Genomic DNA, 13224 nt, shown 5'->3' with positions numbered 1-13224 from the left:
CCACACGAGGGCGGTTGCAGACCCTCGAGGACCGTCGCAGCGAACCCGTGGCGATCGTCGGGATGAGCTGTCGGCTGCCCGGCGGGGTGTCCTCGCCGGACCACCTGTGGGACGTCGTCCTCAAGGGCGAGGACATGATCGGGAACTTCCCGGCCGACCGCGGCTGGGACGTCGAGGCCCTCTACGACCCGGAGCCCGGCAACCCCGGCAAGACCTACACCCGCTCCGGCGGATTCCTGCACGACGCGGCGGACTTCGACCCGGCGTTCTTCGGCATCACGCCCCGCGAGGCCCACGGGATGGACCCGCAGCACCGCCTCATGCTGGAGGCGTCGTGGCAGGCCCTGGAGAGTGCGGGCATCAACCCGCAGACCCTCAAGGACACCGCCACCGGCGTCTTCGCAGGGTCCTTCCACCACGACTACGACCCCGGCGGCGGCAGCGTCGGCAGCCTCGTGTCCGGACGCGTCTCCTACGCGCTGGGGTTGCAGGGCCCCGCCGTCACCGTCGACACGGCCTGCTCGTCCTCGCTGGTCGCGCTGCACCAGGCCGTGCAGTCGCTGCGCGAGGGCGAGTGCTCGCTCGCCCTGGCGGGCGGTGTGACGGTGCTGTCCACGCCCGGCGTCTTCATCGAGTTCTCCCGCCAGCGCGGCCTCGCCGCCGACGGCCGCTGCAAGTCCTACGCCACCGCCGCCGACGGCACCGGCTGGGGCGAGGGCGTCGCCGTCCTGGCCCTGGAGCGCCTGTCCGACGCGGAACGCAACGGCCACCGGGTCCTGGCGGTCGTGCGGGGCAGCGCGGTGAACCAGGACGGCGCGTCCAACGGCCAGACCGCGCCCAACGGCCCCGCCCAGCAGCGCGTGATCCAGGACGCCCTGGCCGCCGCGCAGCTCGGCTCCGCGGACGTCGACGTCGTCGAGGGCCACGGCACCGGCACGACCCTCGGCGACCCGATCGAGGCGCAGGCGCTGCTGGCCACGTACGGCCAAGGGCGGGACGTGGAACGGCCGTTGTGGCTGGGTTCCGTGAAGTCCAACATCGGGCACACGCAGGCCGCGGCAGGTGTCGCGGGCATCATCAAGATGGTGCAGGCGATGCGGCACGGCGTCATGCCCAGCACCCTCCACGTGGACGAGCCCTCGCACCACGTCGACTGGACCGAGGGCCAGGTCCGCCTCCTCACGGAGAACCGCCCGTGGCCCGAGGGCGACCGGCCCCGCCGGGCCGGGGTGTCGTCCTTCGGCTACAGCGGGACGAACGCGCACGTGATCCTGGAGGCGGCTCCTGCGCCCGAAGGGGCCGTGTCTGAGGGTGAGTTGGTCCCCTCGGGTGAGGGTTCCGCGGTGGTGCCGTGGGTGTTGTCGGCGCGGAGTGAGGCGGCTCTGGCGGAGCAGGCGGAGCGGTTGCTTGCGCGGCTCGATGAGGGCGGGGCGCTGGGTCTGCGGGACGTGGGCTTCACGTTGGCGAGTGGGCGTGCGGTGTTGGAGCACCGTGCGGTCGTACTCGGCTCGGACCTTGGTGAACTGACCTCGGCTCTGGAGGAGTTGGCGGCCGGACGTCAGGCTTCGAGCGTGGTCTCGGGGCGTGCCGGGGCGAATGCCTCCGGTGGTGCGGTGCTCGTGTTCCCGGGGCAGGGCTCGCAGTGGGTGGGCATGGCTCGGGAGCTGTTGGAGTTCTCGCCGGTGTTTGCGGCGCGGATGGCTGAGTGTGGGGCTGCGCTTGAGCCGTTTGTGGATGGCTGGGGTTTGTTGGATGTCGTCCGGGAGGGCGATGAGGAGTTGCTGCGCCGGGTGGATGTGGTGCAGCCGGTGTTGTTCGCGGTGATGGTGTCGCTGGCGGAGCTGTGGCGTTCGCTGGGGGTGCGTCCTGCCGCTGTCGTCGGGCATTCGCAGGGTGAGATCGCCGCCGCGTGTGTCGCGGGCGCGCTGAGCCTGGGTGATGCGGCGCGTGTGGTCGCTCTTCGCTCGCGGGCGATTGTGCGGCTGGCTGGGCGGGGCGGGATGGTGTCCGTTCTGGCGCCTGAGGCTCAGGTTGTGGGGCGGTTGACTGACGGTCTTCAGGTGGCTGTGGTCAATGGGCCTGAGCAGGTTGTGGTGTCGGGTTCGCCGGGCGAGCTGGATGCGTTCATGGCCGCCTGTGAGGCCGATGGTGTGCAGGTGCGGCGGATCGCGGTGGATTACGCCTCGCACTCGCCGCAGGTCGAGGACCTTCGGGATGAACTGCTTGAGGTCCTCGCGGAGATTCAGCCGAAGAGCAGCCAGGTCCCGCTGTTCTCCACGGTCACCGGTGACGTGATTGATACGGCGGTGATGGACGCGGAGTACTGGTTCACGAATCTGCGTCAGACCGTCCGGTTCGACTCCGCCCTGCACCGCCTCCTGGAAGCCGGACACCGCGTCTTCGTCGAGTCCAGCCCCCACCCCGTCCTGCTCGGCGCCGTCGCGCAGTACGCCGACCACCTTCGTACGACGGGCGTGACCGCCGTCGGAACGCTCCGCCGCAACGAGGACGAGAAGGCCCAACTGCTGCGCGCTCTGGCCGAGGTGTTCGTGGCCGGAGCCGACGTGGACTGGGCGCCGTGGCTGGCGGGCGGTGAACTCGTCGAGCTGCCGACGTACGCCTTCCAGCGCCGCCGGTACTGGCAGCCCGCCGCGGCCGCCTCCGCCGACCTCGGCTCCGCGGGCCTGGAAGCCGTGCGGCATCCGCTGCTCGGCGCGGCCGTCCGCCTCGCCGACAGCGACGACGTCGTCCTCACCGGGCGCCTGTCCCGCGCCGCACAGCCGTGGCTCTCGGACCACGCGGTCTTCGGCACGGTGATCCTGCCGGGTACCGCCTTCGTCGAGATGGCCCTGCGCGCCGCCGACGAGGTCGGCTGCGACACGGTGCGGGACCTGACGCTGACCGCGCCGCTGCGGTTGCCCGAGCAGGGCGAGGTCGACATCCAGGTGCAGATCGGCGGCGCGGACGGCGCCGGGCGCCCGCTCGACGTCTACGCCCGCCCCCGCCGCTCCGACGGCACCGGACAGTGGACCCGGCACGCGAGCGCCCTCCTGGCCGACGCCGGGTCGCCGCGCGACGGCGCGTCGGCCGACAACCCTCTGTACGGCGCCGCATGGCCGCCCGCGGGGGCCGAACGGCTGGACGCCGCCACGCACTACGACACGATGGCCGACGCAGGTCTGGAGTACGGGCCCGCCTTCCAGGGCCTGTCCGACGTGTGGCGGCTCGACGGCGAGATCCTCGCGCAGGTCGCCCTGCCCGGGCGGCAGGCGGAGGAGGCGCGGCGCTTCGGCGCGCACCCCGCCCTCCTCGACGCCGCACTGCAGGCCGCGGCCGTGGACGGCCTCGACGGCGCCACACCGCTGCCCTTCTCCTTCGGCACGGTCACGCTGCACAGCCGGGGCGCGAGCGAGGTGCGCGTACGCATCGTGCCCACCGGCGACGACACGTTCACGGTGGAGGCGGCCGATCCGTCCGGCACGCCGGTCGCGCGGATCGACTCCCTCCTCGTACGACCGGTGGCTGCCGGTGATCTCGCCACCCCGGACAACAGCACGCAGTCGCTGCTGTCCCTCACCTGGTCGCCGTACGCGCCGGGTGACGGTGACGGGGAGAAGGCCGCGGGTCCGGAGACCTCGGACGCAACGATCCTCGACGTCGCCGCCTTCACCGCTGCCGGAGACGACGACGCCGCCCGTGCGCGGGCCGTCCTCCACGACACCCTGGGCCGGATCCAGGAGTGGCTGGCGCAGGACCGGCCCGCCTCGGCGCGGCTGGTCGTGCTGACCCGTCGCGCGGTGCTCACCGGAGCCGAGGCGCCCGACACCGCGCTCGACCTCGCCCACGCCCCCGTCTGGGGTCTGGCCAGGGCCGCACGCGCCGAGAACCCCGGCCGCGTACTCCTCGTGGACACCGAAACCGACACCGACGGGCTGGACCCGCAAACACTGTCGGACGTCCTGCGCTCCAAGTCGCACGAACTCGCCGTCAGAGACGGGAAGTTGTACGTACCCGTCCTCCGCGCCCAAGACGCGCAGACGGCCCCCGGGGCCGCGCCCGCCGCCGCACTCGGCACGGGCACCGTCCTGATCACCGGCGGCACGAGCGGCCTCGGCGCGCAGGTGGCCCGGCACGCCGCCCGGCTCGGCGCCCGGCACCTCCTCCTGCTGTCCCGCCGCGGCCCCACCGGCGACGGCGTCGCCGCCCTGAGCGACGAACTCACCGCCGCGGGAGCCCGCGTCACCGTCGTCGCCTGCGACGCGGCCGACCGCGAGCAGCTGGCCCGCGTCCTGCGCCACCTGCCCCAGGAGTATCCGCTGACCGCCGTCGTCCATGCCGCGGGCGTGCTCCGCGACGCCGTCGTCGAGTCCATCGACGCGGACGGCCTTGACGCCGTGCTGCGGCCGAAGACCGACGGCGTCTGGAACCTGCACACGCTGACCGCAGGGGCGGAGCTGTCCTCCTTCGTGGTCTTCTCCTCCCTCGCGGGCGTCCTCGGCGGCGCGGGCCAGGGCAGTTACGCGGCCGCCAACGCGTTCCTCGACGCGCTGATGCAGCAGCGCCGCAGGGCCGGACTGCCCGGACTCTCCCTGGCCTGGGGCCTGTGGGCCGAGGCGACCGGCATGACCGGGCACCTCGGCGACGCCGATCTGGAGCGGATCAACCGCGGGGGCATCGCCGCACTCTCCACCGAGCAGGGGCTCGCGCTCCTGGACGCGGCGCTCACCCGGGACGCGGACGACGCGCTGCTCCTGGCGGCGGCCCTCAACGAACCCGTCCTGCGCACCACCGAACCGGCGCTGCTGCCCCCGCTCCTCGTCGGCCTGTTCCCGCCGCGCCGCCGCCTCGCGGGGTCCCGTGAGGGGCGCCGGGCGGACGCGGGCGGACGGCTCTCGCTCGACTCGCGGGACGCGGTCGTGGACCGGCTGCGGTACCGGTTCGCCGCGACGATGGGCTTCGACACCGCGGAGCTCGACACCGGCGCGGCACTCGTCGGGCAGGGCCTGGACTCCGTGATGGCCATGCAGATCCGCAGCCTGATCGAGGCGGACTTCGGCCGGTCCGTGCCGATCGCCTCGCTGTTCAACGGCGCCAGCGTGGACTCCATCGCCGACGAGCTGATCGCGGGAGCGGAAGGCGCGGAGGGAGCGGTAGGTACATCTGAGGCGGCGTCGCCGGACGAGGCCGTCGAAGAGACCGTCGGCGAAGTCGTACGCCACCCGGCCACCCGCGACGTCGTCCGGCTCCTCCGTGCCGAGCAGCACGGCACGCCGGGCGTCACGCACCACATCGGACTCGCCGTCCGGCTCACCGCGCCGACGACCCCGGAGCGGCTCGCCGAGGTCGTCTCCTCGCTCGCCGCCCGACACGCCGCGCTGCGCACCGCGATCGTCCCGGACGCCGACGGCGGCCAGGAGTTGGAGGTGCGTCGCTCGCTCGACGGCGACCTGGTGCGCTGGTCGGACGTCGCCGAGGACACCGACGTCGACGAGCGGCTGTGCGCGCTGATGGAGCCGCCGTTCGACCTGGCCACCGCCCCGCTGTGGCGCTTCGAGCTGCTCGCCCGTCCGTCCGGCGAACAGATCCTCGTGTTCGGCGCGCACCACGCCGTCTCCGACCTGGCCTCGCTCATGCTCGTGGCGCACGGCCTGGGCGCCGGACTCGCCGGTGCCGAGCCGCCCGCCACGGTCACCAACCGCGACATCGACCTGCTGCTGCGGGCCCAGGGCGGGACCGACGCGCAGTCCGGGGCCCAGTCCGGGCCCGGGGCGTCGGGCGACTGGCGTGCGGACTTCGTGGGCGCCCGCAGGCTCGACCTGGAACTGGCCGCCCCGCGCCCCGCGCAGCGGTCGTTCCGCTCGGCCATGCACCTGGCGGACCTGCCGAAGGACCTCCAGGAGCAGGTGGAGGGCCGGGCCAGGGCGCTCGGCATCACGCCCGCCGCGTTCTGGCTCGGCGCGCTCACCGCGCACCTCGCCCGGGTGCGCGACCGCGACCGGTTCGTCCTCGCGGTCCCCGTGGACACCCGCATGCACGTGTCCGCCCTCGACGCCGTCGGATACTTCGGGCTGCCGATCCCGTACGCCGCCCAGGTCGACGCCACGGACACCGCCGAGGACGTGCTGCGGCGCACCGACAGTCGGCTCAGCAGGGTCCTGGAGCGCGGCGTCACGTTCTTCGACGCGATGTCCGCCCTCGTCCAGGAAGGCCTGTACCGGCAGGACGCGCCCCTCGTCGAGGTCTACTTCAACTACATGCCGCCGCAGGCCGGAGCCGCGGAGGGGCTGCGCATCGTCCCCGCGGGCACGGGCTACTCCGACCTGGACCTGATGGTCACGGTGATGCCGGGCCTCGGGAAGGTCGGCCTCGAATACAACACCGACGTACTCGACGACGCGGCCTGCGCGTCCCTGGCCGAGGAATTCCTCGTCCTCGCCGGGCAGTTCGCGGCGGACGCGACCATGTCTGCGACCCAGCCGACCGTCACCGCCCCCACGGGCGAGACCGAAGCCCTACCTACCCCCGTCCCCGCCCCCGAGGCCAACCCCACCCCCACCCCCCAGATCGCCCTCGCCGCGACCTTCGCCCTCGGCAACCTCCCCGCCATGCTGTCCTTCGCCGTGCAGGACGCCGGAGCCGATGACGGGCCCCTCGACGTGGCGGAGGCGCCGTACCACCAGGTCCTCGCGAGCCTGCACGACCCGGGCAGCGTGTTCGTCCAGGCCTCGACGGCCGTCGGCCTCGTCCTGCTGCGGCCCGGCGACCTGACCCGGTTCACGGACGCCGGGAGCGGGCCGGAGCACGTGCTGCTCGACCAGCTCGCCGACGAGTACCCGGCCGCACTGCGCTCCCTCGCGGAGCGCACCCGCAAGCCACTCGTCGTCGCCTTCCTCCCGGAGAGCGCCGACGACGGCCGCCCCCGCGACTGGGAACGGCAGGTCACGCGGCGACTCACGGACGTGCCCGGCATCGCCGTCCTGCCCTCGGACTCGTGGACCGACGACGACTACCCGGTGGCGGACGTGTTCGACGCCCACACCGACGCCATGGCCCACCTGCCCTTCCAGGACGAGTTCCAGGCACTGGTGGCGCTGCGCCTCGCCGACGTCCTCCAGCAGGTCCGCCGCCGGGCGCCCAAGGTGATCGTCGTCGACGGCGACGAGACGCTGTGGAGCGGCATCGCCGGTGAGGTCGGCCCCGAGAACGTCGACTTCACCGGGGCCCGCGCGCTGCTCGCCGCCCGGCTGCTGCAGTGGCGGGAGGCGGGCGTCCTGCTCGCCATGGTCTCCAACAACGACGAGGAGACCGTGCACCGCATCCTCGACCGCCCCGACAGCCCGCTGCGCCGCGAGCACTTCGCCGCGATCTCCGCCGCCTGGGAACCCAAGTGGACACGGATCGTCAGGATCGCCGACGAGCTGCGGCTCGGCCTCGACAGCTTCCTCTTCCTCGACGACAACCCCGTCGAGATCGCCGGGGTCCGCGCACAGCTCCCGGAGGTGCTCTGCCTCACCTGCCCGAGCGCGGACGAGCTCGCCGACTTCGTCGCCAGGCTCTGGCCGATGGTGCCGCGGGCCGCGACGGCGGAGGACTCCGCACGGGCCGACTTCTACCGTCAGGAGCAGGTGCGCGACGAGGCCCGCGCCCAGCTCGGCTTCGCCGACTTCCTGGAGAACCTCCGGCTCGAACTCGACATCGATCCGGTGACCGAGGAGACGGCCGAGCGCACCGTCCAGCTCAGCAGGCGCACCAACCAGTTCAACCTGCGGCCCCGTCCCCTGGACCCCGCCGAACTGGCGCGGCTGCAGCAGAGCGGCGAGGTGTGGACGGCGACCGCGCGGGACCGCTTCGGCGCGTACGGGCAGATCGGCGTCCTGGCCGTCACCGTCGACGGCGACGCGCTCGAAGTCGTCGCCTGGATGATGAGCTGCCGGGTGCTCGGCCGGGGCGTCGAGGACCGGCTGCTGCAGTGGCTGGCCGACCGGGCCGAGGCCCACGGCTGCACCACGGTGCGCCTGATCGCCGACCACACGCCCCGCAACATTCCCGCCCGACGCCTGGTGTCCCGCCTGGGCGGCGGCGACGTCGAAGCGCCCCGTCTGGAGACGGCGGTGGGGCTCGCACAACTTCGGGAGTTCCGTTCCTGGGACTCCGCATCCGATCACGCAGCGGAGGACAGCAATGCCTGAGGCGGCCAGCGGCACGAGTCGCAACCGCAGTGTCAACCGGCGTCCCGAGGAGGAGGCGATCGAGCGGCGCGGCCCCGGAAGGGCCGCCGCGTCCGATCTCCTCGCGCATTTCCGGAAGCCGCCGGCCGGACCTGCCGCCGCGCAGCCGTCCGCGCCATCCGAGCCGTCCGCGCCGCCTGCCGGAACGACGACGCCAACGAATCCCACGAACCCCAATAACCCCACAGCGGCACGCCCGGGCCGAGGCGTTGCGGAGGTCGCCGCGGACATCGCGGCCCGCGCCGCCCGCTTCCTGCCCGGCGGCGCGCCCGACTCCGAGACGGACCTGTTCGACGCCGGTCTGTCCTCCGTCGACGCCGTCGAGCTCGTCGCGCTGATGGCGCGGGAGCTGGACGTACAGCTGACGCTCGACGACGTCTTCGCCGACGCCAGGCCGCGGCGCCTGGCCCAACGCTGGGCCAAGGCCCTCGGCCTGCCCACGACGGCCTCCGCGGCGGCTCCCGCGCAGACGCCCGCGCCGACGCCCGCCGTGCTCCCCGCCACCCCGGCGAGCACACCGGCCCGCCCGAACACGTCTTACACGCCGACCACCTCCATCGCCCCGGTCGTCGTCCGCGCATCGGACGACGGCGCGAACGAGGACCTGGAGGCGATCCTCGCCGACCTCGCGCTCGCCGACCGGCTGCCGTTCAGCCGCCAGGCCGACCCCGTGCCGCCCCGCCGCATCCTGCTGACCGGCGCCACCGGCTACCTCGGCAGCCACCTCCTGCTCGACCTGCTGCGGCAGGGCGACGCCCACGTGGTGTGCCTGGTGCGCGCGGCCGACGACGCGGCGGCCGAACGGCGCATCGGCGACGCCCTGGCCAGCTTCGACCAGCCGTGGACCGCCGAGGTGCGGCGCCGCGTCACCGTCCTCGCGGCCGACCTCAGGCAGCCGTGCCTGGGGCTGTCGCAGGAGGTCTGGGACGGTCTCGCCCAGGACGTCGACTCGATCGTCAACGTCGCCGCCGCCGTCGACTTCCTGCGCGGCTACCCCTCGCTGCGCCAGACCAACGTCCTCGGCCCGCTGGCCCTCGCCGAACTGGCGATGACGGGCCGCGCCAAGCCGCTGCACCACATCTCCTCGGTCGCCGTCTTCAACGAGGTCGGCATCGAGAAGATGGGCGAGGACGACCCGGTCGCGCACATCGACCGGCTCTTCGCCGGTTACGACAAGTCCAAGTGGGCCGCGGAGGCGGTGCTGCGGCGCGCCCGCGAGCACGGTCTCACCGTCACGTTCCTGCGGCCCGGCGCGATCGGCGGCCACACCCGCACCGGCGTGTACAACCCGCACGACCTCAGCACGGGACTGATCGGCGCGTTCTCCCGCTACCGGACCGTGCCCGCCTTCAAGTTCATGAACCTCGCGCCGGTGGACTGGATCAGCAAGGTGACGGCGGCCGTGGTCTTCGACCCCGCCGCGTGGGGCCAGAACTACAACGTCACCGGCCGCGCGGAGACCCTGCCCCAGCTGGTCAAGGACATGAAGCTGGCCGGGATGAACGTACGGGTGGCCAACTGGCGCGACTGGCGCGACGACCTGCTCGCGCGGCACGCCTCCGAGCCGGTGCCGGAACTCGACTTCCTGATCCGCATCCTGCGCAGCCCCACCGCCATGAAGCTCTTCGAGGCGCTGATGTTCGGCCCGGAGGCGGGCTCGGAGCGCACCGACCGCTTCGTCGCGCGCCACCGGCTCCCGGAGGCCGAACGGTACGGATCGCAGGCGCAGTTGAAGGCCTTCGAGCGGATGGCGAAGGACGGCGTCGCCCGGCTGCCCAGCCGCGAAGACCCGCCCTACCTGTCGTTCCGCGAGCGGACCAAGGGCCGGGTGGGCCCGGTCGGCGGGGAGCGCGACGCCAAGTGCAGGATGGCGCTCACCCTGTCGATCGCCAGCATGTACCAGGTCGTACGTCACCGGAAGATCGACGTCCGCGGTGAGGTGTTCTGCGAGCGGCTGCACCCGGAGCCGCTGACCGTGGAGGCGGGCGAGATCTGGGTCCGCCCCGACGAGGGCGTCCCGCTGCGGCACGGCAGCGACCACCCGCTGCTGCGCTACCGGCTGGTCCTGGTGGACCGTGACGGCGGCCGCTGGTGGCTGGAGGGCTGGAAGACGGCCCGCGCCAGCCGCGACTTCTGGAAGCAGACCAGGACCATCGAGGTCACCATCGGCCGCGAGAACGAACCGGCGACCCTGGCCGGTGTCGTCAAGGTCCCCGGCAAGAGCTACGTGCCGGACCAGATCGACGGCATCGAGGTCGACCCGAGGCTGTCGTCGCAGGAGCGGCGGCTCGCCAAGCTGGCCTGGCTCTCCTGGTTCTTCGTCCAGGTCGGCATGGGCCTCGCGGAGCCTTCCCTGCGCGCCGTCGCCGAACTCCTCGACCTGCGCAAGGACGCCATCGACCGGGACCAGGACAAGCTGCAACGCAAGATCAGGAAGCTGATGATCAAAAGGGAGCAGACCCGATGACGACGCTGAGGCCCCTCCACCACGCACTCGGCGACCGCGTCGAGGACATCCCCTTCACCGCATCCGACGGCACCCGGCTCGGCCTCACCCGGGTCGCCCCCGAGGACGGCTCCACCGACCGCCCGGTCGTCCTGGTCCTGCACGGACTGACCGCGTCGGCGGACATGTTCACGCTGCCCGAGACCCGCAACCTGGTGGACGTCCTGCTCGACTCGGGCTACGAGCCCTGGCTCCTGGACTGGCGGGGCAGCTGCCGGCTGCCCTACAACGAGGGCCGCATCCGGTACACCTTCGACGACGTGGCGCTCTACGACATCCCCGAGGCCGTGTCCCTGATCAAGGAGCGCATCGAAGGGCGCGAACTCCTCGTCGTGGCGCACTGCATCGGGGCGATGTGCCTGTCGCTGAGCATGGCGGCGGGCCTGGTGCCGGGCCTGTCCGGCGTCGTCGCGCAGGGCGTGTTCCTCACCCCGAAGATGTCCTGGAAGACGCGGGCGCGCCTGCACTTCGGCGGGGAGCTGCTGCGCTCCCGCTTCGTCAACATCCCCACCGACTTCAAGAAGGTCGGCATGTGGTCGAAGCACTCGCTGATCTTCGCCGAGGTGTCGCTGGGCGCCGAGTGCAAGGACCCCAACTGCCAGATCCTGCACAACGACTCGTGGGGCGTGGGCGGTTCGCTCTTCGAACACGACAACCTCGACGAGGTCACCCACGACCGCCTCGCCGACCTGTACGGCACGGTCCCGATGTGGATCCTGCCGCATCTGCGCAGCATCGAACTGGCCCACACGATGATGCGGTACAACGACAGCGACGGCCGCTACGACGCACTGCCGAAGAACGCCCTCGACGAGGCTGGTTCGTTCGGGACCCCGCTGATGCTCCTCTCCGGCAGCGACAACCGCTTCTGGTACGACTCGAACGAGATCTGCCACGACGTCCTCAAGCGCCGGTATCCCGAGATGGACGTCAGATACGTGGAGGTGCCGGGCTACGGCCACCTGGACGCGTTCATCGGCCGCAACGCCGCGCTGGACGTGTTCGGACACATCGTCGACTTCCTCGACGAGTGCCGCGTGTCCGCCGCCGATGAGCTCCACGCGTGAGCGGCCGGGCGCTTCGGCGCCCGGCACGCGCCTGCTCATGCCCGTCATCCTGCTCGCCATCTTCACGGTCCCGCTGTCGGTGTCCGGCACCGCGGTGTCCCTGGGCGACATCGCCGACGACCTGGGCAGTTCGTCGGTGGGCGAGCAGTGGGTCCTCAACGGGTACAACCTGACGTTCGCCTGCTCGACCCTCGTGTGGGGCTCCGTCGCCGACATCATCGGGCGCTGGCAGGCGCTGCTCTTCGGGCTCCTCACGTTCGGCGCGGGCTCCGCGCTCAGCCTCGTCGCGGGCAACTACTGGGTCCTGGACGGGGCCCGGCTGGTGGCGGGGGCGGGGGCCGGGGCCGTCTTCTCGGTGGGGTCGGCCGTCGTGTCGTCGAACTTCGAGGGCGAACAGCGCACCCGCGCCTTCGCCTTCCTCGGTTCGGTCGCCGGTCTCTCCCTGGCGTTCGGCCCGTCCCTGTGCGGACTGCTCACCCAGCTCTCCGGCTGGCGCCTCGTCTACGGCTTCCAGCTGGCCTGCCTGGTCGTCGCGTGCGCGGGCATGCCGCTGATCCGCCGGGCCGCCGCCCACGAGAAGCGGCGCGCCGCCCGCATCGACTGGGCGGGAGCGGCGCTCTTCTGCACGGCGACCACCGTCACGCTCGGCGGCCTCGCGCTCGGCTCGGCGACGGGCTGGGCCTCGCCGCCCTTCCTGCTCTGCACGGCCGTCGGCATCGGCTGTTACGGCCTCTTCGCCTGGCGGGAGTCCACCGCGCCCAACCCGCTGCTGAGCCTGGGCACCCTGCGCAGCAGGCGCTTCTCCGGCATCACGCTGGTGGTCGCGGTGGCGTCGTTCACCTTCACCAACGCGGTCGCCTATCTGCCGGTGTTCTTCCAGGGCGCGTACGGCGCCTCGGCGGGGGCCAGCGGCGCGTACCTGATGTTCCTGACGCTGCCCGTCCTCGTCGCCCCGCTGATCGCCGCCCGGATGACCGCCCGCGGCACACCGGCCCACACCATCTTCACGTGGAGCATCGGTCTGCTGGTCGCGGGTCTGGTGCTGGCGGGCGCGACCGCCGCTCCGGGGCTCGCCTGGATGGCGCTGCCGATGGTGGTCGTCGGCATCGGGTTCGGGCTGCAGGCGGGTCTCGTCGACGGCGAGGCGCTCGCGCACGTCCCGGCGGACGAGGCGGGCATGGGGGCGGGCTGGATCAACACGGTCCGCCTCGGCAGCGAGGCCATCGCGGTGTCGCTCTTCGGCTCGCTGTTCGCCAGCTTCGCGGGCGACGCCGACGACGCCTCACGCAGCGGGTTCGCCGCCATCACGATCGGCTCCACCCTGTGCGCGGCGGTGCTCGGGGTCGTCTCTGTCCTGCTCATGCGGCGGCCCGGACCGGTGGCCCCCGCGGAGGATCCCAGGGCGGCGGACCGCGTCGGCTGA

3 protein-coding genes and 1 pseudogene are annotated in these 13224 nt (G+C 72.7%); all 4 read left to right on the top strand.

Going from position 1 to position 13224, the window contains the following annotated elements; translation table 11 throughout:
* Positions 1 to 41: 41 nt before the first annotated feature.
* Positions 42 to 8189, top strand: a pseudogene (locus AC068B_RS06240) (HAD-IIIC family phosphatase); the annotation flags it as partial.
* On the top strand, positions 8182 to 10695 hold the full coding sequence (locus AC068B_RS06235; protein ID WP_478669415.1) for a thioester reductase domain-containing protein: 2514 nt from the start codon (positions 8182 to 8184) through the stop codon (positions 10693 to 10695). The pseudogene AC068B_RS06240 and the gene AC068B_RS06235, both read left to right, overlap by 8 nt.
* Entirely contained in the window at positions 10692 to 11801 is a 1110-nt protein-coding gene (locus AC068B_RS06230) for an alpha/beta hydrolase (RefSeq protein WP_478669414.1), read from the top strand. Before AC068B_RS06235 ends, AC068B_RS06230 begins: the two co-directional genes overlap by 4 nt.
* The gene (locus AC068B_RS06225) at positions 11785 to 13224 is read left to right on the top strand and encodes an MFS transporter (protein ID WP_478669413.1); all 1440 of its coding nucleotides are present in this window, start codon (positions 11785 to 11787) and stop codon (positions 13222 to 13224) included. The genes AC068B_RS06230 and AC068B_RS06225 overlap by 17 nt, the downstream gene beginning before the upstream one ends.

It is taken from the genome of Streptomyces sp. NPDC042371 (assembly GCF_056437465.1).
This window is presented reverse-complemented; position numbering and strand designations above follow the sequence as displayed.